The organism is Kitasatospora sp. NPDC001309 (assembly GCF_042896295.1).
GTDB lineage: Bacteria > Actinomycetota > Actinomycetes > Streptomycetales > Streptomycetaceae > Kitasatospora.
Map to the genome: position 1 here is coordinate 78,991 of NZ_JBIAXC010000019.1, position 25,450 is coordinate 104,440.

25 protein-coding genes, 1 tRNA gene and 1 pseudogene are annotated in these 25,450 nt (G+C 72.5%); 19 read left to right on the forward strand and 8 right to left on the reverse strand.

All coding sequences use genetic code 11. The annotated features are described in order from the left end of the window. Window positions 1-108 precede the first annotated feature (108 nt). Window positions 109-456: a DoxX family protein gene (locus ACFY2K_RS20505; RefSeq protein WP_375882567.1), complete on the reverse strand. Its 348-nt coding sequence runs from the start codon at window positions 454-456 to the stop codon at window positions 109-111. A gap of 283 nt (window positions 457-739) precedes the next feature. Here ACFY2K_RS20505 and ACFY2K_RS20510 point away from each other — a divergent pair, with 283 nt between their 5' ends. Further along, window positions 740-1,381: an HhH-GPD-type base excision DNA repair protein gene (locus tag ACFY2K_RS20510; protein ID WP_380523425.1), complete on the forward strand. Its 642-nt coding sequence runs from the start codon at window positions 740-742 to the stop codon at window positions 1,379-1,381. A gap of 2 nt (window positions 1,382-1,383) precedes the next feature. Here ACFY2K_RS20510 and ACFY2K_RS20515 read toward each other — a convergent pair whose 3' ends face one another. Together ACFY2K_RS20515 and ACFY2K_RS20520 are read right to left on the reverse strand one after the other, a co-directional pair. Continuing rightward, window positions 1,384-1,605: a KTSC domain-containing protein gene (locus tag ACFY2K_RS20515; protein ID WP_375882570.1), complete on the reverse strand. Its 222-nt coding sequence runs from the start codon at window positions 1,603-1,605 to the stop codon at window positions 1,384-1,386. 72 nt (window positions 1,606-1,677) lie between these two features. After that, window positions 1,678-3,234 carry an MFS transporter gene (locus ACFY2K_RS20520; RefSeq protein ID WP_380523452.1) on the reverse strand — a complete coding sequence of 519 codons (1,557 nt, stop codon included), beginning with the start codon at window positions 3,232-3,234 and terminating at the stop codon, window positions 1,678-1,680. Window positions 3,235-3,328: 94 nt separating this feature from the next. On the opposite strand from ACFY2K_RS20520, the gene ACFY2K_RS20525 reads away from it, so the two are divergent. Next, the gene (locus tag ACFY2K_RS20525; RefSeq protein WP_387712993.1) at window positions 3,329-4,294 is read left to right on the forward strand and encodes a helix-turn-helix transcriptional regulator; all 966 of its coding nucleotides are present in this window, start codon (window positions 3,329-3,331) and stop codon (window positions 4,292-4,294) included. Between the two features lie 12 nt (window positions 4,295-4,306). On the opposite strand, the gene ACFY2K_RS20530 is transcribed toward ACFY2K_RS20525, so the two are convergent. Beyond that, the gene (locus ACFY2K_RS20530) at window positions 4,307-5,191 is read right to left on the reverse strand and encodes a hypothetical protein (RefSeq protein ID WP_387712995.1); all 885 of its coding nucleotides are present in this window, start codon (window positions 5,189-5,191) and stop codon (window positions 4,307-4,309) included. Between the two features lie 8 nt (window positions 5,192-5,199). Continuing rightward, complete coding sequence (locus ACFY2K_RS20535) at window positions 5,200-5,718, reverse strand: YbhB/YbcL family Raf kinase inhibitor-like protein (protein ID WP_375882577.1); 519 nt, start codon at window positions 5,716-5,718, stop codon at window positions 5,200-5,202. Between the two features lie 83 nt (window positions 5,719-5,801). On the opposite strand from ACFY2K_RS20535, the gene ACFY2K_RS20540 reads away from it, so the two are divergent. After that, window positions 5,802-6,488, forward strand: coding sequence for a rhomboid family intramembrane serine protease (locus tag ACFY2K_RS20540; protein WP_387712998.1), 687 nt, complete (start codon window positions 5,802-5,804; stop codon window positions 6,486-6,488). Window positions 6,489-6,616: 128 nt separating this feature from the next. Next, window positions 6,617-7,783 (forward strand): hypothetical protein, encoded by a 1,167-nt coding sequence (locus ACFY2K_RS20545; RefSeq protein ID WP_380640460.1) that lies wholly within the window; start codon window positions 6,617-6,619, stop codon window positions 7,781-7,783. A gap of 26 nt (window positions 7,784-7,809) precedes the next feature. On the opposite strand, the gene ACFY2K_RS20550 is transcribed toward ACFY2K_RS20545, so the two are convergent. Further along, window positions 7,810-9,372: a helicase HerA-like domain-containing protein gene (locus tag ACFY2K_RS20550; RefSeq protein ID WP_380523420.1), complete on the reverse strand. Its 1,563-nt coding sequence runs from the start codon at window positions 9,370-9,372 to the stop codon at window positions 7,810-7,812. Between the two features lie 181 nt (window positions 9,373-9,553). Here ACFY2K_RS20550 and ACFY2K_RS20555 point away from each other — a divergent pair, with 181 nt between their 5' ends. Next, the gene (locus ACFY2K_RS20555; RefSeq protein WP_014136828.1) at window positions 9,554-9,850 is read left to right on the forward strand and encodes a type II toxin-antitoxin system VapB family antitoxin; all 297 of its coding nucleotides are present in this window, start codon (window positions 9,554-9,556) and stop codon (window positions 9,848-9,850) included. Between the two features lie 253 nt (window positions 9,851-10,103). Continuing rightward, window positions 10,104-10,775: a LytR C-terminal domain-containing protein gene (locus ACFY2K_RS20560; RefSeq protein WP_375882919.1), complete on the forward strand. Its 672-nt coding sequence runs from the start codon at window positions 10,104-10,106 to the stop codon at window positions 10,773-10,775. A 77-nt stretch (window positions 10,776-10,852) separates the two neighbouring features. Here the strand turns inward: ACFY2K_RS20560 and upp are convergent, their stop codons facing one another. Then, complete coding sequence (gene upp, locus ACFY2K_RS20565) at window positions 10,853-11,488, reverse strand: uracil phosphoribosyltransferase (protein ID WP_049650159.1); 636 nt, start codon at window positions 11,486-11,488, stop codon at window positions 10,853-10,855. Between the two features lie 162 nt (window positions 11,489-11,650). Between upp and ACFY2K_RS20570 the strand changes: the two genes are divergently transcribed. The 8 genes from ACFY2K_RS20570 (at window position 11,651) to ACFY2K_RS20605 (ending at window position 16,602) form a co-directional block, all read left to right on the forward strand. Further along, window positions 11,651-11,887 carry a hypothetical protein gene (locus ACFY2K_RS20570; RefSeq protein ID WP_375882586.1) on the forward strand — a complete coding sequence of 79 codons (237 nt, stop codon included), beginning with the start codon at window positions 11,651-11,653 and terminating at the stop codon, window positions 11,885-11,887. Window positions 11,888-12,146: 259 nt separating this feature from the next. Continuing rightward, complete coding sequence (locus ACFY2K_RS20575) at window positions 12,147-12,704, forward strand: tRNA adenosine deaminase-associated protein (protein WP_387713002.1); 558 nt, start codon at window positions 12,147-12,149, stop codon at window positions 12,702-12,704. Window positions 12,705-12,754: 50 nt separating this feature from the next. After that, window positions 12,755-13,282 (forward strand): tRNA adenosine(34) deaminase TadA, encoded by a 528-nt coding sequence (gene tadA, locus ACFY2K_RS20580; RefSeq protein WP_387713005.1) that lies wholly within the window; start codon window positions 12,755-12,757, stop codon window positions 13,280-13,282. Window positions 13,283-13,350: 68 nt separating this feature from the next. Beyond that, window positions 13,351-13,437 (forward strand) — tRNA-Ser (locus tag ACFY2K_RS20585). 513 nt (window positions 13,438-13,950) lie between these two features. Beyond that, window positions 13,951-14,115, forward strand: a complete 165-nt coding sequence (locus tag ACFY2K_RS20590; protein ID WP_188304848.1) for a hypothetical protein — start codon at window positions 13,951-13,953, stop codon at window positions 14,113-14,115. Between the two features lie 12 nt (window positions 14,116-14,127). Next, entirely contained in the window at window positions 14,128-14,421 is a 294-nt protein-coding gene (locus ACFY2K_RS20595) for a Dabb family protein (RefSeq protein ID WP_375882594.1), read from the forward strand. A 275-nt stretch (window positions 14,422-14,696) separates the two neighbouring features. Continuing rightward, a complete protein-coding gene (locus tag ACFY2K_RS20600; RefSeq protein ID WP_375882921.1) occupies window positions 14,697-15,536 on the forward strand; it encodes an RNA polymerase sigma factor SigF in 840 nt (279 codons plus the stop codon). A 145-nt stretch (window positions 15,537-15,681) separates the two neighbouring features. Next, window positions 15,682-16,602, forward strand: coding sequence for an RNA polymerase sigma factor SigF (locus tag ACFY2K_RS20605; protein WP_380396449.1), 921 nt, complete (start codon window positions 15,682-15,684; stop codon window positions 16,600-16,602). A gap of 30 nt (window positions 16,603-16,632) precedes the next feature. On the opposite strand, the gene ACFY2K_RS20610 is transcribed toward ACFY2K_RS20605, so the two are convergent. Continuing rightward, window positions 16,633-17,520 carry a tyrosine-protein phosphatase gene (locus ACFY2K_RS20610; RefSeq protein WP_380523417.1) on the reverse strand — a complete coding sequence of 296 codons (888 nt, stop codon included), beginning with the start codon at window positions 17,518-17,520 and terminating at the stop codon, window positions 16,633-16,635. A gap of 416 nt (window positions 17,521-17,936) precedes the next feature. Between ACFY2K_RS20610 and ACFY2K_RS20615 the strand changes: the two genes are divergently transcribed. From ACFY2K_RS20615 to ACFY2K_RS20635, 5 genes and pseudogenes are all read left to right on the forward strand, one after another. Beyond that, on the forward strand, window positions 17,937-20,309 hold the full coding sequence (locus ACFY2K_RS20615; protein WP_380523416.1) for a hypothetical protein: 2,373 nt from the start codon (window positions 17,937-17,939) through the stop codon (window positions 20,307-20,309). Window positions 20,310-20,423: 114 nt separating this feature from the next. Next, window positions 20,424-21,938: a GT4 family glycosyltransferase PelF gene (pelF, locus tag ACFY2K_RS20620; protein WP_375882602.1), complete on the forward strand. Its 1,515-nt coding sequence runs from the start codon at window positions 20,424-20,426 to the stop codon at window positions 21,936-21,938. A gap of 43 nt (window positions 21,939-21,981) precedes the next feature. Next, entirely contained in the window at window positions 21,982-23,535 is a 1,554-nt protein-coding gene (locus ACFY2K_RS20625; protein ID WP_375882604.1) for a hypothetical protein, read from the forward strand. Between the two features lie 80 nt (window positions 23,536-23,615). After that, on the forward strand, window positions 23,616-24,608 hold the full coding sequence (locus ACFY2K_RS20630; protein WP_375882606.1) for an SDR family NAD(P)-dependent oxidoreductase: 993 nt from the start codon (window positions 23,616-23,618) through the stop codon (window positions 24,606-24,608). 73 nt (window positions 24,609-24,681) lie between these two features. Continuing rightward, window positions 24,682-25,383 (forward strand): annotated as a pseudogene (locus tag ACFY2K_RS20635) (NDP-sugar synthase); the annotation flags it as partial. Window positions 25,384-25,450: the final 67 nt, after the last annotated feature.

The following is a 25,450-nucleotide window of genomic DNA, read 5'->3' on the forward strand; positions in this document are numbered from 1 at the left end:
CCCGGCACCGCCACAACCGAAACAGTCATACGAGATGCCCCGCCCCTGGAACAATGCCCCCGCCCCCGGGACCGGGCGGTGGGCCGGCCCAGGGGGCGGGGGGGTGGGTCAGGCGGCGAGGCCGAGGGCGAGGGAGGCGGCGGCCGGGGCCAGGTAGATCAGCGGGAAGGGGATGTGGGCGTAGGCGCGGGCGCGGGCGACGGTGACCACGGCGCCGAGGAAGTAGAGGACGATGCCGACGGCGGCCGCGTAGCCGACGGCCGGGACGGCGAGGCCGGCCAGCAGGCCGAGGGCGCCGGCGGCCTTGGCCACGCCGAGCCAGGTCCACCAGGCGCGCGGGACGCCGTACTCGGCGAGCGGTCCCACGACGTACTCGGCCCCGGCGAAGACGGAGTACGCCGAGAAGCCGACCATGAGGGCGCCGAGGACGGTGACGACGGTGTGGGCGACGGACATTGGAGTGCTCCCCGTTCGGTGGGTGGTCGATCCGATGTGCTCGGATCCGGTCGGACACAGCACTGACCCGGCCCGCGCGACCGATGTGACAGCCACGGACAAATATTTTCCCGTCGCACCCGCGAGCAGCCCCCGACAACCGCTCCGCCAACGAACAAAGCAGGCCTGACAAGGGTTTGAACACCAAGACTTCCCCAGCTACGGGCGTGTTGACGGTGTCCGCCCACGCCGCGTCATCCAGACTGGGCGCCGACCGACGTCAACTCCGAGGAGGCCCCACCTCATGAACGTCACCGTCCGGCTCGCCCAGCAGCCCGAGGCCGACGAACTGCTCGGACGGAGCGCGCTCGCCGCGCTCGTCGGCATGCTGCTGGACCAACAGGTCCCGATGGAATGGGCGTTCACCGGCCCGCTGACCATCGCCCGACGACTCGGCGGGGACGATCTCGACGCCCACGAGATCGCCACCTACGGCCCCGAGGAGTTCGTCGCCCTGCTGTCGGCCAAACCGGCCGTCCACCGCTACCCGGCCGCGATGGCCAAACGGGTCCAGCAGTTGTGCCAGTTCCTGGTCGCGCAGTACGACGGCGACGCCGCCGCGCTGTGGAAGGACGCCCGCACCGGAAAGGAGCTGCTCAGCCGGCTCAACGCGCTGCCCGGCTTCGGCAAGCAGAAGTCGCAGATCTTCCTGGCCCTGCTCGGCAAGCAGTACGGGGTACGGCCGGAGGGCTGGCGCGAGGCGGCCGGCGCGTACGGCGAGGAGGGCGCGCACCGCTCGGTCGCCGACATCACCGGGCCCGAATCCCTCATCCTGGTGCGGGAGTTCAAGCAGGAGACGAAGCGCGCCGCGAAGGAGGCCAAGGCCGCCGCGAAGCCCCGCACCACCACCCGGTCCGTCACCGCGGCCGTCACCGGGGCCCGTTGAAGCTACCGGCCGGCCGGCACCGCCGCGTAGGCGTAGCGCCCGCGCACCGACCGTACGAAGTACCGCCCGTGGCTCTCCGCCGCGAGCAGCTCCCGGTGCACCCGGGGCGGCACGCCCGCGTACCGGTAGACCCGCCCGCCGGTGAACTCCAGCTCCAGCACCCGCGCCCGGGGGTCGTACCCGACCGAGCGCAGCACCGAGGAGTCCACCGCCGTACGGTCCATGACCCTCCCAGTGTGCGGTGAGGGCCCCGGTCGCGCAGTGCGACCGGGGCCCTGGGCCGGGAGGAGCGGGGCTCAGACCAGGACCGGCCGCTCCACCACGGTCTCCTCCGAACCGCCGGCCTCATCCGAGCCGCCGGTCTCCGCCGGGCCGCCGGGACGCTCCGAGCCGTCGGTCCCCTCCGACCCGCCGGCCTCGACCGGCGCCACCGCCCGCTTGCGCGGCAGCGCGAACATCAGCAGGAACACCGCCACCAGCACCCCCGTGACCCACCACATCGCGTGCACGAACGCCCCGCCGAAGGCCGTCCCCAGCGCGTCGGGCGCGACCACGTCGTCCATCGCGCCGAAGAAGGCGACCGACACCAGGCCGAGCCCGAGCGCGTTGCCGACCTGCTGCACGGTGTTGATCAGGCCGGAGGCCGAGCCGGCGTGCCGGCGCGGCACCTCGGACAGCACCGCGTCGGTGATCGGCGCGACGATCAGCCCCATCCCGAGGCCCATCACGACCAGCGGCAGCGCCATCTGCCAGGCCGAGATGGCCGTCCCGTACCGGTCGGCCTCCCAGATGTAGGTGAGCACGCCCGCCGCCATCACCAGCGCGCCCGCCTGGAGCACCTTGCGCCCGAAGCGCGGCACCAGCTTCTGCACCGACAGCCCGGCCGCCGTGGAGACGGCGATCGAGAAGGGGATGCCGGTGGCACCGGCCTTGAGCGGGCTCCAGCCGAGGCCGACCTGCATGTAGAGGGTCCAGACCAGGAAGAAGATGCCCAGCGCGACGCCGAAGGCCAGCTGCACGCAGATCCCGGCCGCGAAGCTCTTCACCCGGAACAGCGACAGCTCGACCAGCGGCGAGCCGTCCCGCCGGGTCTTGACCTTCTCGTACGCCACGAACAGCAGGAACACCGGCAGGCTGCCGGCCATCGACAGGTAGCCCCAGAGCGGCCAGCCGGCCTCCCGGCCGTGGGTCAGCGGGTAGATCAGCATCAGCAGGCCGAGGCTGGCCAGCGCGACGCCGACCAGGTCGAGCTTGAGCGCGTGCTCGGCCTTGGACTCGTCGATGAAGCGGCGGCCGAGGAGCAGCCCGGCGATGCCGACCGGCAGGTTGATCAGGAAGATCGGCCGCCATTCGAGGCCGAGCAGGTTCCACTCGGTGAGCAGCGCACCGATCATGGGACCGGACACCGCGCCCAGGCCGACCACCGCGCCGAACATCCCGAAGACCTTGCCGCGCTCCTCCGCCGGGAAGGTGGCGTGGATGATCGACAGCACCTGCGGCACCATGAGGGCGGCCGTCCCGCCCTGGAGGATCCGCATCGCGACCAGCATCTCCGGGCCGCCGGCCAGACCGCACAGCGCGGAGGCCAGCGTGAAGCCGGTGATCCCGATCAGGAACAGCCGCTTGCGGCCGTGGATGTCGCCGAGCCGTCCGCCGGTGATCAGCCCGATGGCGAAGGCCAGCGCGTAGCCGCCGGTGACCCACTGGATGGCGCTGAACGAGGCGCCGGTGTCCTGCTGGATGCTGGGGATGGCGATGTTGACGATGGTCACGTCCACCAGGTCCATGAAGGAGGCGACCATCACGATCGCCAGCGCGATCCACCTCCGCCGGTCGGCTCCCGCCGTACTCATGCCGTTCTCCTCGCTCGTCCGCTTCTCCACATCGAGGACGGTAACGGCCATGTAGGTCAGGAGCTGTCCCACTTGCTCCGGCATGCTGGACGGCATGACCGACACCCCGGCCCGACTGCTCAACCTGCTCTCCCTGCTGCAGACCCCGCGCGAATGGCCCGGCAGCGAACTCGCCGAGCGGCTCGGCGTCAGCCCCCGCACGATCCGCCGCGACATCGACCGGCTGCGCGAGCTCGGCTACCCGGTGCAGGCCAGCATGGGCGCGGTCGGCGGCTACCGGCTGGTCGCGGGCACCGCGATGCCGCCGCTGCTGCTGGACGACGAGGAGGCGGTGGCCATCGCGGTGGGCCTGCGGGCGGCCGCCGGGCACGCCGTGGTCGGCATCGAGGAGGCCTCGGTACGGGCCCTCGGCAAGCTGCTCCAGGTGCTGCCGGCCCGGCTGCGGCACCGGGTGGGCACCCTCAACTCCGCCACCGTGCCGCTGCTCACCGGGGACGGCCCGACCGTCGACCCGGAGGCGCTGACCCTGCTGGCCGGCGCCGTCACCAACCACGAGCGGCTGCGCTTCGGCTACCGGGCCCGCGACGGCGCCGAGACCCGGCGCAACGTCGAACCCGAACGCCTGGTCTCCACCGGCCGCCGCTGGTACCTGATCGGCTACGACCTGGACCGGGACGACTGGCGGCTCTTCCGGGTCGACCGGATCGCCGACCCCTTCGCCACCGGCGCCCGCTTCACCCCGCGCCCGCTCCCCGCCGAGGACGCCGCCGTGTTCGTGGCCAACCGGCTGCGCCGCTCGCCGACCCGCTCCATGGTGGCCACCGTGCACCGCCCCGCCGCCGAGGTCGACGGCTGGATGCCCTGGACGGGCGACTACGAGATCGAGCCGATCGACGACCACAGCTGCCGGCTGCGCGCCCGCGCGGACTCGCTGAAGTGGATGGCGGCCGGACTGCTCATGCTGGACTGCGACTTCGAGGTGCACGAACCCCCGGAGCTGCGCGAGCACCTGCGCACGGTCGCGGCGCGGGCCGCGCACGCCGCCGACGACGGCTCCTAGGTTCCCGGATTCCTAGGCCGACACCCGGTACCAGCCGTCACCGCGGCGGAACCACAGCACGCCGTCCCGCCCGTACGCCCGCTGCCGGTCGAGTTCGCCGGGCAGGTCCGGCTTGCGCCGCGCGGTCTGCTTCCAGGCCTTCCCGACCAGCAGCTGCCAGGTCAACTCGCCGCCCCCGGTGAGGAAGACGCCCTCGCGCCCCCGGACCGCGAAGCCGACCGGCTGCCGGGCGGGGCAGGGCACCGTGCCCGACGTCCCGTGGGCCGGGTCGACCCGGGTGAGGTGGCTGCCCGAGGAGCTCGGGTACCAGGCCAGCCAGGCGCACCGGCCCTCGGTCGCACCGGCCAGGCCCTCCAGCGGGTCGGCCGGCAGGCCGGTCGGACTCCACACCACCCGCCCCCGGGCGTCGGCGGCCAGCAGTCCCGCGGTGGCCGTCGGGTGGTCGCCGTAGATGCCCTCGTCGCCGTAGGCCATCCAGATCCGGCCGTCCCGGTCGGTCACCAGCACACCCGTGTCGTCACCGAGGACGAGTTCCGCCCCCGGCGTCCCGTCGGGGCCGTACACGGAGCCGTTCGGCAGCCACTCCTCGCCGTCCCGGTCCGCCCGGACGGCCGCCAGCAGCACCCGCCCGCCCGGCAGCAGCGCCAGGTGGTCCGGCGGCACCGCGACGCCGGTGAGCGGCACCCGCCGCTCACCGGCCGTCCCGGGTGCCACCAGCACCTCGCCGTCGTAGGGCAGCCGGACGGCCGGCCACGACCCGGCCGGCGCCGCGTACTCCTCCGGCACCAGCAGGACGGCCAGGTCCCCGTCCGGCCCGACCGTCCAGGTCACGGCCCGGCGGCCGGCCCGCCGCTCCTCCTCGGGCAGCCGCCAGACCTCGACCGGACGTCCGGGCACCACGCCGCTCAGACCCCGTACTCGCCGGTCAGCAGCGCCCGGCCCAGGGTGTGGAAGGTGAGGTGGAAGCCCACCTGGGCCGGCGGGGTGTCGGCGCCGACGTCGAGCTTCTCGACGTCCAGCGCGTGCACCGCGAACACGTACCGGTGCGGGGCTCCGGGCGGCGGGGCGGCGCCGTCGTACTGGTGGGAGGGGAAGTCGTTGCGGCCGTGGAAGGAGTCCGCGCCGGGCAGGGCGTCGTCCGAGGAACCGGCGCCGCGCGGCAGTTCGACGGTGTCGGCGGGCAGGTTCAGGGCGAGCCAGTGCCACCAGCCGGAGCCGGTCGGGGCGTCCGGGTCGTAGCAGGTGACGGCGATGCTCCGGGTGCCCTCCGGCAGGTCCGACCAGGCCAGCTGCGGCGAGAGGTTGCCGCCCGCGTGGATGAACTCCCGGTCCAGCGTGGCGCCTTCGGTGAAGTCCTCGCTGCTCAGCGGGAAGGACGGCACCTGCGGCAGGAACTCGTACGGCAGCGGCGGGCGAACACTCATTGGGTGCACCTCTCACGGTCGGGATGACATCGGTCACTGTAATGGGGTGCACGACCGATCCGGCGGCCCCTACAGTCGACCTCATGGCCTCGAAACTCGCCCAGTTGCTCTCGGATTCCCGCCGCGCGCTGTTGACCATGCTCGGGATCCAGGCCGTCATCTGGGCGGTCCAGGTGGTGAACTGGCTGGACGACTACGACCTGTCCAGGGAGTACGGGCTGCGCTCGGAGCGGGTGGACGACCTGCCCGAGATGTTCACCATGCCCTTCCTGCACTTCAGCTGGGACCACATCGTCTCCAACTCCTGGCCGCTGTTCGTGCTCGGCTTCCTGGCGGCCTACCGGGGCATGCGGAAGTTCCTGCTGGCGAGCCTGGTGATCACGGTCTCCGGCGGGCTGCTGGTCTGGCTGCTGGAGAGCCCGAACCACGTGACGGCCGGGGCGAGCGGCATGGTCTACGGCTACCTCGGCTACGTGGTGCTGCGCGGCGTCCTGGACCGCAACGTGCTGGACGCGGTCGTCGGCCTCGGCGTCGCCGCGGTCTACTGGACGATCCTGATCGGCGTGCTGCCGGTCTTCCCCGGCGTCAGCTGGCTGGGCCACCTCGGCGGGCTGATCGGCGGACTGGCCGCCGCCGTCCTGCTCCGCGACCGGGCCCGGTCGAAGCCGGTGCCCGCGGCCCCCGCCCCGGCCGCCATCCCCGCCTCCACCCCCGCCCCGGACAGCCCCAACGCCGCCCTGCTCAAGGAGCTCGACGACCTGGGCCTCTAGGGTCCGGCCCGTCCGGCCCGTCCGGCCGAGCGGGCGCCCTCGGCCGATCGGCCCCGCCAGGTATAGACCATTGCCACCCCTGCGGCTAGCGTGAACGGCGCACCTGCCCCCAGCTCCGGAGCCGCACCGTGGAGTCGTCCGTCCTCGCCTTCGCCACCGACCTGCTCGACGAGGGCGCCGACACCTTCTTCGGCAACCTCACCGACCGGGCCGGCGTCGGCGGCGTCACCCTGGCCTCCGTCTACCACGAGGCCCGTGACGTCTTCCCGCACAACCCCCGCCGGGTGATCCGCTACCTGGAGCCGGGCGCCGCCTACTTCCGCCCCGACCCGGCCCGCTGGCAGGGCCGCCGGCTGGCGCCCGTGCCGTCCACCGCGATCGGCGACCGCGACCCCTTCGCCGAGGCCGCCGCCGAGGCGGGCCGCCGCGGCCTGAAACTGCACGCCTGGACGGTCTTCTGCCACAACGACCGGCTCGGCTTCGCCCACCCCGACTGCGCCCCGGCCAACGCCTTCGGCGACCGCCACCTCACCGAGCTCTGCCCGGCCCACCCCGAGGTCCGCGAGTACGCGCTGACCCTGGTGGCGGAGCTCGCCCGCTACGGCGTGGACGCGATCCGCGCCGAGTCCCTGCACTTCCACGGCCTGCGCCACGGCTACCACCACGAGCGCTACTTCGAGGAGCTGGGCCCGACCGCCGAGGCCCTGCTCGGCGTCTGCTTCTGCCCGCACTGCCGCGCCGCCGCCACCCGCACGGGCGTCCCGGCCGACCGGGTCGCCGAGGCCGTCCGGGCCGAACTGCGGCGCCGGCTGGCCGACCGGCACGCCGCCGCCGCGCCCGCCGACCTCAGCACCCTCGCCGACGGCGCCTTCGCCGCGTACGTGGACGCCTCCGCCGCCACCGTCACCGCGCTCGCCGCCGACCTCACCGAGCAGGCCCGCCGCCACGGCATGCGGCTGAGCTTCATGGACGGCGGCGGCCCCGGCAAGGGCTGGCTGTCCGGCATCGACCTGCCCGCCCTCGCCCGGGCCACCGACCAGATCGAGACCCTCGGCTACGCCGCGACCGCGCGCGAAGTCCGGGAGAAGGTCGCCGCGTTCGCCCTGCACGGCGTCCGCCCGGAGCGGATGGCGGTGATCCTGCGCCCGATGGCCTCGGACTGCGACGGCCCGGAGAACCTCGCCGCCAAGCTCGCCGAACTGCGCCGACTCGGCGTCCCCGAGGTCGAGTTCTACCACTACGGCCTGATGCGGCTGTCCTCACTGGACCGGATCGGCGCGGCCCTCGCCGGGTAGCGGCGCCCGGCGCCCGGCGCCCGAACTCAGCGCCGCCGCTTGGACGTCCCGAACAGGCTGCGCGAGATCTCCTGCCCGAGCTGCTTCCCGGCCGAGCGGGCGAAGGACTTCACCGTCGGGTTGTTGAGCAGCGAGCCCAGCAGCCCGCCCGCCCCCTGGGGTTCCTCCCGCCGCGGAGCGGGCGCGGGCGCGGGTTCGGGCTCCGCCGGCCCGACCGGTGCCGCGTCCGGCCGGGGCGCCCGGGCCGCCAGCTTCTCGTACGCGGACTCCCGGTCGATCGCGTCCCGGTAGCGCGCCGTCAACGGCGAGGCGTCCACGGCCGCCTGGAGCGCCCCCGGCTCGATCGGCCCCATCAGCGAGCGGGGCGCCCGCAGCCTGGTCGCCGCGACCGGCGTCGGCGCGCCCTTCTCGGAGAGCACGGTCACCACGGCCTCGCCGGTGCCCAGCGAGGTGAGCACCGTCGCGAGGTCGTAGGTGGACCGGGGGAAGGTGGAGACGGTGGCCTTGAGCGCCTTGGCGTCGTCCGGGGTGAAGGCGCGCAGCGCGTGCTGCACCCGGTTGCCCAGCTGGGCGAGCACCTCGGCGGGGACGTCCCGCGGCGTCTGGGTCACGAAGAAGATGCCCACGCCCTTGGAGCGGATCAGCCGCACGGTCTGGGTGATCGCCTCCAGGAAGGCCTTGGAGGCGCCCTTGAACAGCAGGTGCGCCTCGTCGAAGAAGAACACCAGCTTGGGCCGGTCGAGGTCGCCGACCTCGGGCAGCTCCTGGTAGAGGTCGGCGAGCAGCCACATCAGGAAGGTGGAGAACAGCCGCGGCCGGTCCTGCACGGCGGGCAGTTCCAGCACCGAGACGACGCCCCTGCCGTCCGCGGTGGTGCGCAGCAGCTCGGCGGTGTCGAACTCGGGCTCGCCGAAGAACGCCCCGGCGCCCTCGTTCTCCAGCACGGTCAGCGCCCGCAGGATCACCCCGGCGGTGGCGGCGGAGAGGCCGCCGATGGTGCGCAGCTCCTCCTTGCCCTCGGGCGAGGTGAGGTGGCCGATGACGGCGGTGAGGTCCTTGAGGTCGTAGAGCTCCAGGCCGTTGCGGTCGGCGTAGTGGAACACCAGGCTGAGCGAGGACTCCTGGGTCTCGTTCAGGTCCAGCACCTTGGACAGCAGCAGCGGGCCGAAGCTGGTGACGGTGGCCCGGATCGGGATGCCGGCGCCCTGCCCGCCGAGCGAGTGGAAGTCGACCGGGCAGCCCAGCGGCGTCCAGTCCTGTCCGACCTCGGCGGCGCGGGCGGCGGTGCGCTCGCCGGGCGTGCCGGGTGCGGCGATGCCGGAGACGTCCCCCTTGATGTCGGCGAGGAACACCGGCACGCCCTGGGCGGAGAGCTGTTCGGCGATCAGCTGGAGGGTCTTGGTCTTCCCGGTGCCGGTGGCCCCGGCGACCAGTCCGTGCCGGTTGAGGACCGCGAGCGGGACGCGCACCTGCGCGTCGGGGTAGGCGGTGCCGTCCAGCAGCACCGCGCCGAGGTCGAGGGCGGGCCCGGTGAAGGCGTACCCGTCGGCGATCTCCCGGACGGTCGTCGGGGTGGGGGCGGAGTCCATCGGTGCACGCTCCTGGACGGGATCGGCGGTCGGAAGCCGGGCCTGAACCCGGCCGGGACCGGGCGATGTTCGCGACATTTCCCATCAAACAGCCGCAATCGCCCCCGCGCAGCTCGCACCGGTGCGCGTGGCGGAGGCACGGCTGCTGCGCCGTGCGCCGTCCGAACGGTAGGCTTTCCGTGTGATCTTCAAGCGCATCGGCAATGGGCGGCCGTACCCGGATCACGGCCGGACGAGCACCCGACAGTGGGCTGACGTCGCCCCACGCCCGGTGCGGCTCGACCAGCTGGTGACCACCAAGGGCCAGCTCGACCTGGAAACCCTGCTGGCCGAGGACTCGACCTTCTACGGCGACCTCTTCGCCCACGTGGTCAAGTGGCGCGGCGACCTCTACCTGGAGGACGGGCTGCACCGGGCCGTACGGGCCGCGCTGCAGCAGCGCCAGGTGCTGCACGCCCGTGTCCTGGAAATGGACTGACGGCCGCACTCCGCCGACTCCGGACCGCCCCCTCGCCACCCGGCGGAGGGCGGTCCGCGCGTACCCGGGTACCCCCTTTCGGGTACCGGGGTACTCCAGATGATGATCGTTTAGTACCTTCACAGCTGTCCGGCACTACGCTGCTGACTACGGCCGCGACCAGGGGATCCGCCCGCTCCCGGAGGACCCCCCGCCCTGGCCCACCCGTCATCCCGACCCCGCCCCGGCACGAGGGGGAGACAGACCCGTGAGCATGTTGACTCCCCAAGGCCTCAAGGGGAAGCAGTACCGCGTCACCGGCAACGCCTACCCGCGGCTGGGCCGGCCCCCGAAGAAGAGTCGCAAGGTGATCGCCGCACTCGCGGCCCTGCTCGCCCTGGCCCTGATCGGCCTCGGCGGCGTCCAGCTGTACGACATCTTCCGCGGCAAGGACAGGAACGCCTCCGCCCAGGCCTGCGCCACCCCGTCCGGGAAGCCGCTGGCCGCCCCGACGGCGGGCGCCACCCCGGGCGCCCCCGCGGCCTCCGGCGCGCCGGTCGACCCGCACGCCGTCCCGCAGCCCTCGGCCGTCACGGTGAACGTCTACAACGCCACCACCAAGGCCGGCCTGGCCGGACGGACCGCCGACGAGCTCAAGAAGCGCGGCTTCACCATCGGCAAGGTCGGCAACGCCCCCGCCGAGCTGGACAAGAAGGTGCCCGGCACCGCCCAGGTGATCGCCGGCCCGACCGGCGTCGCGGCCGGCACCCTGGTGGGCTCCCAGATCGCCGGGGCCAGCGTGACCGCCGACGCCCGTACCGACACCAGCGTGGACTTCGTGATCGGCGACAGCTACAACGCCCTGCTGGACGAGACCCAGGCGGCCGCGGCCCTCGCCCTGGCCGTCAAGCCCTCCCCCACCCCGAGCGCCACCGGCAGCTGCTGAGGCGCGGCACAGGAACCAGGAGAGCCCCCCGGCAGACGCAGTGCCGGGGGGCTCTCGGACGTTCGGAGGGGGGTCGCTCAGCCGGCCGTGCCGTACAGCCGGTCGCCCGCGTCGCCCAGGCCGGGGACGATGTAGCCGTTCTCGTTCAGCCGCTCGTCCACGGCGGCGGTGACCACGGTGACCGGCAGGCCGGCCAGCTCGCGCTCCATCACCTCGACGCCCTCCGGCGCGGCCAGCAGCACCACGGCGGTGACGTCGGTGGCACCGCGCTCGATCAGCATCCTGATCGCGGCGACCAGGGTGCCGCCGGTGGCCAGCATCGGGTCGAGCACGTAGACCTGGCGGCCGGAGAGGTCGTCGGGCATCCGGGTGGCGTACGTGGAGGCCTCCAGGGTCTCCTCGTTGCGCACCATGCCGAGGAAGCCGACCTCGGCGGTCGGCAGCAGGCGGGTCATCCCGTCCAGCATGCCGAGGCCGGCCCGCAGGATCGGGACGACCAGCGGGCGCGGGTAGCTGAGCCGGGTGCCGAGGGTGACCGCCACGGGCGTGGTGATCTCCACCTCGTCGGTGCGGACGTCCCGGGTGGCCTCGTAGGCGAGGAGGGTCACCAGCTCGTCGGTCAGGCGACGGAAGGTCGGCGAGTCGGTGCGCTCGTCGCGCAGGGTGGAGAGCTTGTGGGCGACCAGGGGGTGGTCGACGACGTGGAGACGCATGTACCGAGGTTAGCCCGGTCCTGGACGCCTGTACGACACGCCGTGCCAGGCCGTCGACCGGCGGCGGTCACCTTCCGGTGACACGCCGTGACGTGCCAGGAATGTCCGGACGGAACCGGCTCCTGTGGTATCAACCCGGCCGTTCTGGGAATGTCACGTCTTATGACGAGCAACCCGAGGGCCGGGGACGGCTCGGCCGACGAGCCCGTCGACGGGCCGGCCCTTCGCGCCGGCCCGCCGCAGGAGCCCCCGGAGACCGAGACGGAGCGCCGCAAGCGGCGGGCCGTCTTCCTGCGCGAACTCGCCGAGGCCCGCGAGTTGAGGGAGCGCGTCCAGCCCCGGCGGACCAAGGAACGGCGGATGCGCGAAGCGATGCGGATGCGCACCTTCCGGATCTGACCACCCCCACCGCCGCCCCACCGCGGCCCCACCGGGCGGTCCGGCCGAAATTCGACCGGCTTCGGACGGCCCCGGCCCGGCTCCTCCCCGCACCGCCCGGCCCTTCCGACACGACCTGCAAAGACGCGCTGCCGAACACCCCCCGCGAGGGCGGGCTTTCTGTCACGATTCCGATGGGACGGTCCGAACAAGCGGACCGCCTCTGGCGCGGGGGCGGCCAGAATTCCGCGCCGCCCGAGCGCGCCGACAGCCGAGACCGATGATCTTGGGAGTGTCCCTGGTGGCGTACTTCGCTGCAGTGCTTGCTCGCTCCGAGGACGGGTGGGACGTGAGCGAGACGGAGCTCGACGACGTCGAAACCCTGGCCGATCTGGCCGATCTGGCCCGCGCCTGCGCGCAGGACGACGACAGCGTCCTGATCTTCATCGAACAGGAGGACTCGTGGTTCGCCATCGTCCGGGTGGACGGTGAGGACGACCCGCGGATCTTCGTGTCGGACGGCGCCGCCGCCGCCCGCAGCTCCTACGGCTCCGTCCTCACCGACGAACTGGTCGACCAGGCCGGCGAGAGCGAGTTCGGCGACCTGGACCACCTGCTGGACGAGGACGCGGAGACCGAGGAGCAGGACGACGAGGACGCGGACGCCCACGGCGGCGTCCCGGTCGGCCCGCTCGGCGACGCCCACCTGCTGACCGAGTTCGGCCTGGCCGCCGACGCCCTGCTCTCCCTCAGCGGCGAGGGCGCGGTGCCGGGCGACGCCCTGGAGGAGATCGCCGAGGCCCTGGGCTGCGGCGAGATCCTGGAAGCGGTCCGGTAGCGGCACCGGTCGCACCGGTGTCCGCCACCGGATGCCCGACACTGGATGCCATGCAGCCCGCATCCACCCCGCTGACCGTCCCGTACGTCCCCCCGCTGCCCGCCCCCGTCCGCCCCGACCCGGTCCGCGACCGCTGGGCGGCGCCGATGCGCCTCGCCATCGTCGAGGCCGCCCTGGCGCCGGCCACCGGGGACGTCCCGGTCGGGGCGCTCGTCCTGGGCCCGGACGGCGAGGTGATCGGGCGCGGCCACAACGAGCGCGAGGCGGTCGGCGACCCGACCGCGCACGCCGAGGTGGTCGCGATCCGGCAGGCCGCCGAACGGGTCGGGGAGTGGCGGCTCAGCGGCTGCACCCTGGTGGTCACCCTGGAGCCCTGCACGATGTGCGCCGGCGCCATCGTGCTGTCCCGGATCGACCGGGTGGTCTACGGCGCCCTCGACGAGAAGGCCGGCGCGGCCGGCTCGCTCTTCGACGTGATGCGCGACCGCCGGCTCAACCACCGGCCCGAGGTGATCTGGGGCGTGCTCGCCGAGGAGTGCGGCGAGCAGCTGCGCGCCTTCTTCGACACCCACCGCTGAGCCGCCCGGCGACGGCCCGCCCGGTAAGGATTTCGTGACCCCGCCACCCGTCCGGTAGAGTTCCCCTCGGTAGCGTGTCCGAGCGGCCAAAGGAGCACGCCTCGAAAGCGTGTGTGGGGGCAACTCCACCGTGGGTTCGAATCCCACCGCTACCGCTCGAAAGCCCGAGGGCCCGTCCGATCACGGACGGGCCCTCGGCGTTTGCGCGCCCCGGCCCGTTCGCGGCCCGCTCGCGCGCTCCGGACGGCGGCGGGGCGCCACCTGACGCGGGAAAGGCTCCCGGACGCGGAGAAGGCTCCGCACTCCGGGCCGATGACCACCATTGCCCGGCTCGTACGGAGCCTTGGAGGGGGAGCGGCTCGGGGGGACTGACCGCTCCCCCGGCGGAGTCCCACAACCGGGGCCGCGAGGGGGGAAGCCGCGACCACCGGTCCCACAGCGGGGGCTCCGGATCCACGTGCCGGGGATTCCTGCCAGATCCTCGGCACGTCATCTATCCTGCCGCCCGGCCCCGGCCCGGGCATCCGGAGAAAGGCCCCACTCGCGGGGACCTTCGTCCCGCCGGGCGAACGCGTCGCACACTTGATAGCCCGTCCGGTGGATAAGCTGCCGTGCAGGGCTGCTCGGGGACCGGATGACGGCGGCCCACCGCAGGGAGGAAGGTCACGATGGCGCAGGCGAAGAAGATCGGCATGGCCCTCCTGCTCATCTTCGTGCTCTACTCGATCATCACCTCACCGGCCCGGTCAGCCGAACTCGTCCAGCTGGGCTTCGAGGGCATCTCGAACGCGGCCAAGGCGGTCGGCACCTTCATGACCGGTCTGATCAAGTAAGGAGCGGCAATCGTGATCCGCCACCTGGTCCTGTTCAAGCTCGACGAAGGCGTCGCCAAGGACGAGCAGCGCGTGCTCGCCGCCGCCAAGGCGTTCGAGGAGCTCGGCGCACTGGTCCCCGAGCTGCGCGAGTGGGAGTGCGGCTGGAACACCACCGAGCGCGACATCGCGTACGACTACGCGATCAACAGCCTGGTCGAGGACCGCACGGCCCTCCAGGCCTACCTGACCCACCCCGCGCACCAGGCCGCGGCCGGCCTGTGGCGCGAGTTCGCGACCTGGGTGATCGCCGACATCGAGGTCTGACCCCCGCCGCCGTCCCCCGGACGGCCCGCGCCCGCCCCGCCCGGCTCCCGGGCGGGGCGTCTCCGTCTGCCCCGGAACAACCCTTGCGGCGCCTCGCCGACCGGGTGGCCACCGGCCGCGCAGCCCACCAACACACCTCCACCGGGTGCTTGCCCGACCTGCGCCCACCTTGTGATGCTATGACCGGTTTTGCCGGACATGGCGAGGTACCGAACCAGCCGCGACACACGATCCGCAGGGCCCACCGTTGTCGATTTGGGAGGGGGGACGTGTCCGTGGACGAGGTGTTGGCCGCGATCATCAGTCCGGCCGGCGAGCTCCGCCCGGACGGGCTCCGCGGCCCCGGCGGTCGCCCCGCCGTGGACGTCCGGACGCTCACCCGGGTGCTGTTCGAGCGGCTCACCGAGCTGCCCCCCGACGCCCCCGAACGGGAACGGGTCCGGGCCGCCCTGATCGAGGTGAACATCCCCCTGGTCCGCTACGCCGCCACCCGCTTCCGCAGCCGCAGCGAGCCGATGGAGGACGTCGTCCAGGTCGGCACCATCGGCCTGATCAACGCGATCGACCGCTTCGACCCGACCCGGGGCGTCCAGTTCCCCACCTACGCGCTGCCGACCATCCTGGGCGAGATCAAGCGCTACTTCCGGGACAACGTCCGCACCATGCACGTCCCACGCCGGCTCCAGGAGCTCTGGGTCCAGGTCAGCGGCGCCATGGAGGAGCTGACGGTGCTGCACGGGCGGGCCCCCAAGGTGCCGGAGATCGCCGCCAGCCTCCGGATCCCCGAGGAGGACGTCCGGGCCTGCCTGGACGCCGGGCGCGCCTACAACGCCGCCTCGCTGGAGGCCGCCCAGGAGCACGAGGGCGGACTCGCCCTGCTGGACCGGCTCGGCTACGAGGACGCCGCGCTGGCCGAGGTCGAGCACCGCGACATGGTGCGCCACCTGCTGGTCCAACTCCCCGAGCGGGAGCGGCGGATCGTGATGCTGCGGTTCTTCGCCAACCTCACCCAGTCGCAGATCAGCACCGAACTGGGGATGTCCCAGATGCACGTCTCCCGGCTGCTCTCACGGATCCTGACCAGGCTTCGGACCGGCAACTCCTGGGAAGAGTGAGATTGCAGCGCGTTACCCCGGCGTGACATCTTGCGACGTTCGGGTTTGCCGTGCACCGTGTTCCGGTATGCAGGGGGTTGGGCCCCCGCCGGGAACCTCCGTGCGACGGCCCCCGTTCAACTGTCAGTCACGAGGGGGTGGGTGCATGTCCGGAGAGCTGGGCACTGCGGAGATCCACGCTGGTCAGGCCGAGGGTACGGCGGTCGCCGGGGACCGGATCCCGCTCCAACGGGCCACGTCCCCCGCGAGGCCCGGCCCGGGAGCGCCCGGCGCCGGGGCCGCCGGCGCGGCACCGCCCGGCTCCGGGCTGGACACCCGGACGCTCTCCCGTTCGCTCTTCCTGCGGCTGGCCGCACTGGAGCCCGGCAGCGCGGAGCACACCTACGTCCGCGACACCCTGATCGAGCTCAACCTGCCGCTGGTCCGGTACGCCTCGGCGCGCTTCCGCAGCCGCAACGAGCCGATGGAGGACATCGTCCAGGTCGGCACCATCGGCCTGATCAAGGCGATCGACCGCTTCGACCCGGAACGCGGGGTGGAGTTCCCCACCTTCGCGATGCCCACCGTGGTCGGCGAGATCAAGCGCTTCTTCCGGGACACCAGCTGGTCGGTCCGGGTGCCGCGACGGCTCCAGGAGCTGCGGCTGGCGCTCACCAAGGCCGGCGACGAACTGTCCCAGCGGCTGGACCGCTCCCCCACCGTCGCCGAACTGGCCGCCTGCCTCGGGGTCAGCGAGGAGGACGTGGTCGAGGGCCTCGCGGTGGGCAACGCCTACACCGCCTCCTCCTTGGACTCCAGCCCCGGCGAGGAGGACAGCGAGGGGCCGCTGGCCGAGCGGCTCGGCTACGAGGACCTCGCGCTGGAGGGCGTGGAGTACCGGGAGTCGCTCAAGCCGCTGCTGGCCAAGCTGCCGCCGCGCGAGCGCCGGATCATCATGCTGCGGTTCTTCGGCAACCTCACCCAGTCGCAGATCGGCGAGGAGATCGGGATCTCCCAGATGCACGTCTCCCGCCTGCTCACCCGGACGCTGACCCAGCTCCGCGCGGGGCTCATCAACGAAGGCTGAAACGAGGGCTGACCGCCGACGGCGGCGGGTTCAACTTCCGTCGCCGTCCAGCAGGTTGGCGCGCAGCCCGGCCAGCACCCGGTCGTCCAGCCCGAGCCCCTCGCGCCAGAACGCGGCGAAGTCGCCCCAGCCGGACGCGACCTCCGCGAAGGCCGCGTCCAGGTAGTCGCGCTCGGCCCGGAAGACCGGCAGCAGGAGCTCGGGCTCGCGCATCAGGCCGCGGCCGGCGAAGTCCGCCAGCACCAGCTCGACCACGGCCGCGACCCGCTCGTTGGTGAGCAGGTAGTCGGCGAGCACGGTCTCGCGGTCCACACCCAGCGCGGTCAGCAGCAGCGCCGCGGCCCAGCCGGTGCGGTCCTTGCCCGCCGAGCAGTGGAACAGCAGCGGCACGCCGTCCGGGGCGGCCAGCAGCCGCAGCAGGGCGGCGAAGGTCTCGCGGGCCTCCCGGTCGGTGACGAACCAGCGGTAGAGGCCGGTCATCATGGCGGCCGCCCGACCGTCGCCGAGCAGGGCGCGCTGCTTGTCCGGGCTGCGCTCCGCCAGGGCGCCGCGCAGCGTCGCGTGGATGTCGAAGTCTGTTGCCAGCAGCGGGAGATGGTGCGCCGTCACACCGCCCGGCAGGATGTCCGGACCGGCCTCGCGGACCTCGTCGGCGCTGCGCAGGTCGACCACCGCGCGCAGGCCGAGCGCGCCCAGCGGGTCGAGGTCCTCGGCGGTGACACGGTTCAGACCATCGCTGCGCAGGACCATGCCGGCCCGCAGCACCCCTCCGCCGGCCGTCCGGTACCCGCCCAGATCGCGGGCGTTGACCGCACCGCGCAGCCCGAGACTGCGGCCGACCAGGATGGTTCCGGCGGGCTCCGGGCGCGCATTCCGTGCGTCCCCGATTCGCTCGGACGCGATCTGACGATCGACCACCCGCGACCTCCATTGCATATTCGGACTGTCACATGGCACAGCGGCGCCCGATATTGCATGAACCTGCCCATTGGAGCGGCAGGATGTGCAAGAGTGTCATGCGCAACGACGACAGTGTAGGTGCCGCACGGGGCCGTGCGAGGCGCACAGTCGGTAACCAGCTGTAGCAGTCGGCTTCCGGTTTTTCATTTTCAATTCATTATTTGCGCGAGCGGTCCGGTTACGGTCACAATCAGCGCCTCCATGGCTTCACCATGAACGTTGGTAACAGGTTCGCTGCACTATCGCCCAATTGGTCCCCCGGACTGCCGACCCTCGACCAGGATGGGCGCCGGGCAGCCTGCTGCCCGCGAACAGCTACACGGGCAGGCGAGCGCCGAAGCAGCGCGGCGCCTGACCCAAGGGGAGGATCAGACATGGGTCGAGCGACCCGAAGAGTCGCCGCTTGCGCAGCGGCAGTTCTGCTGGCCAGCGGCCTGCAGACCACCCTGGCCCACGGCGACACCACGCCGCCCAGGATCGACCTCACGATCCTGGTCATCGACGACGGAGGCCCGTCGGTCGCCGCGATCACCGCCGAGCTCAAGAGCCAGGGCACGCCCTACAAGGTCGTCAGCCTCAATGACACCAACCGCCCCGTCATCAACGCCGCTTTCCTGAGCGACACGGTGAACGGGCTCCCCCGGGGCAAGTACCAGGGCATCGTGCTGCCCAACGAAAACCCCTTCCCGAACAGCGCCGCCGAGATGACCGCGATCGCCACCTACGAAGCGGCTTTCAACGTCCGGCAGATCGACGCCTACACCTGGGCCAGCCCGGCCGTCGGCCTGAACTACGCCCAGAATCCGGGATTCGTCGGGACCCTCGACGGATTCCAGGCCGCCACCACCACGGCCGGAACTTCGGGCCCGTTCGGGTACCTCAAGGGCAGCGTCCCGTTCGAGGACAACGACCCGAAGGTCAGCGAGAGCTACGGCTACCTGGCGACCCCACTCGCCAACCTGCCGTCCGGCGCCTCCTTCGTCCCGCTGGTCGACGCGGCGATACCCGACTCGACCAGCCGCGGTTCGCTGGTCGGTGAGTACACCCACGACGGCCGCAAGGAACTGGTCGTCACCTTCGTCTACAACCAGTACCAGCAGCAGTACCGGCTGCTGGCCCGAGGCATGGTCGACTGGATCACCCAGGGCGTCCACCTCGGTTACGACCGCAACTACTTCGCCACCCACGTCGACGACGTGTTCCTGGCCGACGACCGCTGGGACACCGCGCTCAAGTGCACCCCCGGCGACGTCACCTGCCCGCCCGGCACCCCGGACACCGCCAACCCGATCCGGATGACCCCCGCCGACGCGCAGTACCTCAAGCAGTGGCAGACCGCCAACAACTTCACCCTGGACATGGTGTTCAACGGTGGCGGCAGCGAGGACTGGAAGTCCGACCACCAGACCACGGTGGACCCGACCGCCACCCAGATGATCACCGACCAGACCAGCTACCGCTGGGTCAACCACACCTACACCCACCCCTACCTGGGCTGCGTGCAGGACGTCTCGGTGGTCCCGTGGAAGTGCACCAAGGACGCGTCCGGCAACACCGTCTGGACCGACCAGAACACCATCTCCACCCAGATCAAGCAGAACTTCGACTGGGCCGCCACCAACGGCCTCAAGGTCGACCCGCAGGTGCTCGTCACCGGTGAGCACTCCGGTCTGCTCACCGCCCCGCAGGAGACCAGCGACAACCCGAACCTGGCGCCGGCGCTGGTCGCCAACGGCATCAAGTTCACCGGCAGCGACGCCTCCCGCGAGCCCGCCCAGCGGGCCGTCGGCTCGTCCACGCTGACCGTGCCGCGGTACCCGATGAACGTCTTCTACAACGCCGGTTCGGCGAAGGAGGAGGCCGACGAGTACAACTGGATCTACACCAGCAAGGCCAACGGCGGCAGCGGCGTCTGCGAGAACAACGCCAACTCCACCTGCCTGCCCGCGCCGCTGGACACCACCACCGGCTACCAGTCGTACATCGTGCCGCTGGAGGCCCGGATCGACCTCGGCCACGTGCTGAGCAACGACCCGCGCCCGCACTTCGTGCACCAGTCGAACCTCTCCGAGGACCGCATCCTGTACCCGGTGCTGGAGAAGATCCTCGGCACCTACCGCTCGCTGTACGCCGACAACGCCCCGATCGTGAACCTCGGCGAGCGCGAGATCGGCCAGGAGTTCCAGAAGCGCGCGGCCTGGGACAAGGCGGTCGCCGCCGGCCAGGTCACCGCCTACAAGATCGGCAACACCGTCACGGTCAACGCGCCCGCCGGTGTTCAGGTCCAGGCCACCATGCCGACCGGAACTGCTCAGAAGATGGCCATCGGAACGGCCGCCTTCGGTTCGTCCTACGCCGGTACGCTCTCCGGTTGGGCGTCCCCGGGCGCCCTGCAGAGCGGCATCACCCTGCAGCTCCCGTCCGGCAGTGCGCCGGCCGCCCCGGCCGCCGTCGCCCCGAACGTGGCCGCCAAGTCCGTCCCGGCACCGGCGCCGACGGACAAGAAGGTCGTGCCGCAGGGCGTCGCCACCCCGGTCCCGGCCGGCCCGGGCGACGTCACCCGCAAGCCCGCCCAGTCCCTCGTCCCCGGCAGCGGCACCCCGGTGCCCGGCAAGGACGTCGTCCAGGGCGCGAAGACCCAGGGCAACGGTGCCCCGGCCGGTAACGGCCAGAACGGCTCCGGCAAGGCCTCTGGGGGGACGGCCTCGCACGGCACCACCACCACCGGACGCCCCGGCAACCGGTAATCCGTAGCACCCCGTGGCGGGGTCGGGCCGGTCGCCTGGCCCGGCCCCGCCACGGCTCCCGCTCCGGCCACCCAGGCCGGACAACCGACGCAAGAACAGGAGGGGGGACAGGAGATGCGCGTCACCCTGCTCACCGAGGGGACGTACCCGCACCAGCACGGCGGCGTGAGCGTCTGGTGCGACCAGCTCGTCCAGGGCATGCCGGACGTCGACTTCGACGTCATCGCCGTCACCGGAACCGGCCAGGAACCGCTGGCCTGGGAGCTGCCCGCCAACGTACGGTCGGTCACCACCGCACCGCTGTGGGGCCCGGCCTCCGAGGCCCGGGCGCCGCGCGGCAAGGAGATGCGCCGCTTCCTCAACGCGTACGAGCGCTTCCTGCACTCCATCCTCGACCCGGTCTACACCACCCACTTCGGCACCGAGCTGTACGGCTTCGCCGACCTCGCCCGGCGCGGGCTGCTCAGCCCGGCGCTGCGCAGCGAGCGCGCCCTGCGCACCCTCCAGCACGTGTGGACCCGCGACTACCTGCCCACCGCGGTCTCCCGGCCCACCCTGCACGACGCGTTGAACGCCACCGACCTCCTGGAGCACGCGCTGCGGCCGCTCTCGGTCGACCCGCCCACCGACGGCGTCGCCCACGCGGCCAGCGGCGGACTCGCCACCCTGCCCGGGCTGATCGCCGCCCAGCAGTACGGCGTACCGTTCCTGCTCACCGAGCACGGCATCTACCTGCGCGAGCGCTACCTCGGCTACCGCACCGGCCCGTACCGCTGGCCGGTCAAGGCCCTGCTGCTCGGCTTCTACCGGATGCTCGCCGAGGAGAGCTACCGGCAGGCCGCGCTGGTCACCCCCGGCAACCGGTACAACCGGCGCTGGGAGGAGCGCGGCGGCACCCCGTCCCACCACATCCGCACCGTCTACAACGGCGTGGACCCGGCCGCCTTCCCGCCCGCCGGGCCGGAACCCGAGACGCCGACCCTCAGCTGGGCCGGCCGGGTCGACCCGATCAAGGACCTGGAGACGCTGATCCGGGCCTTCGCCATCGTCCACCAGGAGATCCCCGAGGCGCGGCTGCGGCTCTTCGGGGGCACCCCCAAGGGCGGCGAGGCGTACCGGGACGGCTGCATAGCCCTGGCCGCCGAGCTCGGCATCGCCGACTCGGTGGCCTTCGAGGGCCGCGTCGCCGACATCACCGACGCGTACGCGGCGGGCAACGTGGTGATGCTCTCCAGCATCAGCGAGGGCTTCCCGTTCACCCTGATCGAGGCCATGTCCTGCGGCCGCGCCACCGTCTCCACCGACGTCGGCGGCGTGCGCGAGGCGGTCGGCGACACCGGACTGGTCGTCCCGCCGCGCGAGCCCGAGCCGATGGCGGCCGCCGCGATCGAGCTGCTGCGCGACCCCGCGCGGCGCGCCCGGCTCGGCGAGGGCGCCCGACTGCGGGTCATCGAGCAGTTCACGCTCCGCCAGAACATCGACGGCTTCCGGGGCATCTACACCGAACTCCTGGGCACCGCCCGCTGGATGCCCGGCGGCATGGTCGCCGTCACCGACGCCGTCCCCAGCCCGGACTGGGACCAGCAGCTGGCCGCCGCCCGCCCCGAGCCCAGCGAGGTGGGCGCGTGAACGAGCGAACCGTCAGCAGGTGCGCGTTCCGCGAGGTGGGCGCATGAGCGGTCCCATCCGCCTGGTTCCCGACGAGGGCGGCGCGGAGCGGACGATGCAGCTGCGCACCCTGCCGTTGAAGCTCCGCCGCCCCGCACCGTCGGCCGAGCCCGACCCCGCCGAACAGCTCGGCCTCTCCGACGACCCGCTGGACGAACTGGCCGAGCGCCTGCGCGACGTCTGCGCCGACGCCGTCCACCCGTACGAGATCGCGGCCTTCCTGGAGTCCGACGGCCTCTCCGACGAGCAGGCCGCGCTGCTGTACGGCCGCCCCGACGCGTTCACCGTCGCCGAGGAGCTGTTCGAGAAGGTCGAGCGCCGCTACCCCGGCCCGAGCTCCGAGTTCGCCAACCCCTGGCGGGCCGATCCCTGGCGCTGCGTGGTGCGCGGCCTGGTGTTCGCCCTGCCCGGGCTCGGCTACCTGCTCGGTGCCAACCTGTTCGCCACCACCCGGATGCGCTTCGGCCTGCCCTCGGGCATGCTCGCGCTGTCCATCGCCACGCTGGTCAGCTGGGGCTTCAACCAGGCCCTGGCGCACCGCGCGTACCGCTGGCTGAGCCGGCTGCGCCGCCGGGACGCCGCGGTCTGCCTGGCCGTCGGCGCGCCGGTCGGCGCGCTGCTGGCCGCCGCGTCCGCGTACGTGGTCGGCGGTCCGCTCGGCGCCCTGTGGTTCGCCGCGGGCCAGTCCTGCTACCTGGCGGCCGCCACCGCGCTGCTGGTGCTCGGGCGGGAGAAGTTCCTGCTGCTCGCGCTCGCCCCGGCCTCGGTCGGCGCGGGCGTGGTGCTGGCGGTCGACGTCCCGGAGCTGGTCCGGACGGTCGTGCTGCTCGCCTCGGTGGTGCTCGCGGTCGGCCTGGCCGTCCGGGAGCTGCTGGTCGCGGCCCGCGGCGGCGAACGGGACGGCGTGGAGCTGAGGCTGCCGATCCGCCAGGAGGTCCCGCACCTGCTGTTCGGCCTGGCCTGCGGTGCGCTGACGCTGATCGCCGGGCTCGGCGAGACCATCCACCAGGCCGTCCGGACCGCCGGCCCCGCGGTGCACGCCGCGGCCCAGGGCGCGCACGCCGTGCACGAGGTGCGGACCACCCCGACCGGCCCGGCCATGATCGCCCTGACGCTCAGCCTGGGCCTCGCCGAGTGGCTGCTGTTCCGCTACCGGGCGATGGCCGTGGCCGCGCTGCGCACCAGCCACACCACCGGGCAGTTCACCCGCCGCACCGGCGGGATCCTGCTCGGCTGCCTGTTCATCTACCTCACCACCGTGGCCGCGCTGGACGCCGCCGCGACCGTGCTGTGGCCGGGCGCCCCGTCGCTCGGCGTGCCGCAGCTCGGCGCGATGCTGCTCCTGGGCGGCTCGCTCTGGCTGGCGCTGCTGCTGAACGCCTTCGGGTTCAGCTGGAGCACCGCCCTCATCTGTCTGGCCGCCGCGATCGCCGAGAGCGTCGGGCTGCTGACCGGTGCGGACCCGATCGTCCTGCAGCTGATCGGCTGCGGGGCGGCCGCCCTCGTCCTCACCGCAACCGCCGGGCCCGCGCTCGGCCGCACCACCCAACACCGCTGATAATCCGCCTCTTCCGAGGCACCACCGGCCGGTCGTGCTCAGACGTCCGGCCGCTCCCGAAAACGAGAAAGCGAAAACGCATGAGCAGCGTCGCGGTTACCGGAGCCGAGGGCTTCATCGGCTCCCACCTCGTCGAGACCCTGGTCGCCGACGGGCACCACGTCCGCGCGATGGTCCAGTACAACTCCTTCTCCTCCTTCGGCTGGCTGGAGACCCTGGCGCCGGAGGTGCTGGACTCGGTCGAGATCGTCCTCGGCGACGTCCGGGACCCGGGCTCGGTCAACGGCCTGGTCAAGGGCACCGAGGCGGTCTACCACCTGGCCGCCCTGATCGCGATCCCGTACTCCTACAGCGCCCCCCACTCGTACGTGGACACCAACGTCACCGGCACCCTGAACGTCCTGGAGGCCGTGCGCCACCTGGAGATCCCGCGCCTGGTGCACACCTCCACCAGCGAGACCTACGGCACCGCGCAGACCGTGCCGATCACCGAGGACCACCCGATCAACACCCAGTCCCCGTACGCCGCCTCCAAGGCCGGCGGGGACCGGCTGGCCGACAGCTACCACGCCAGCTTCGAGACCCCGGTCGTCACCCTGCGCCCGTTCAACACCTTCGGCCCGCGGCAGTCGATGCGCGCCGTCATCCCGACCGTGATCGCCCAGGTCGCGGCCGGCCAGACCGAGATCACCCTCGGCGACCTGCGCCCGACCCGCGACTTCATGTTCGTCAAGGACACCGCCAACGCCTTCCGCACGGTGGGCACCGCGGCCGCCGAGACCGTGGTCGGCCGGACCTTCAACGCCGGTACCGGCGGCGAGATCTCGGTCGGCGACCTGGTCACCCTGGTCGGCAAGCTGATGGGCGTGGACCTGGTGGTGAAGGAGGACGAGCAGCGCATCCGTCCGACCAACTCCGAGGTCATGCGCCTGGTCGCGGACGCCACCCGGCTGCGCACGGCCACCGGCTGGGCGCCGCAGTTCACGCTGGAGCAGGGCCTGGAGCAGACCATCGAGTTCTTCCGCGACCCGGCCAACCTGGCCCGCTACAAGACCGACATCTACAACGTCTGACCGCCGTAACGATCATGCTCGTCCTGGTTACCAAGGTTCGTGGCCTGCACATCCTTTCCGTGGGGGAAACACCATGCACGCAGTGATCCTGGCCGGCGGTAAGGGCGTTCGACTCCGCCCCTACACCACCGCGCTTCCCAAGCCGCTCGTCCCGATCGGCGACCAGCACGCGATCCTGGAGATCGTGATGCGCCAGCTCGCCGCCTCGGGCTTCAAGACCGTCACCCTGGCCATCGGCCACCTCGGCCACATCATCCGCGCCTACGTCGGCAACGGGTCCCAGTGGGGCCTGCGGGTCGGCTACGCCGTCGAGGACAGCCCGCTCGGCACCATGGGCCCGCTGCTCACCATGCAGGACCGCCTGCCCGAGCACTTCCTGGTGATGAACGGCGACATCCTCACCGACCTGGACTTCGCCGGGGTGCTCAAGCACCACGAGACGTCCGGCGCCCCGCTGACCATCGCCACCTACGCCCGTCAGGTGAAGATCGACTTCGGTGTGCTGACCGCCGAGTCCGGCACCATCACCGGCTTCCAGGAGAAGCCCAGCATCGACTACCGGGTCTCGATGGGCGTGTACGGCGTCTCCCGCTCCGCGCTCGCCAAGTACACCCCGGGCCTGCCGCTGGGCTTCGACGAGCTGGTGCTCGACCTGCTGGCCGCCGACACCCCGCCGGCCGCGTACGACTTCGGCGGCTACTGGCTCGACATCGGCCGCCCGGACGACTACGACCGGGCGAACGCCGAGTTCTCCTCGATCCGCCCGGTCCTGATGCCCTTCGAGTCGGCCGGCACCGTGCCGGGCGTCGCGGAACTGCCGGTCCCGGCCGCCCGCACCGCCC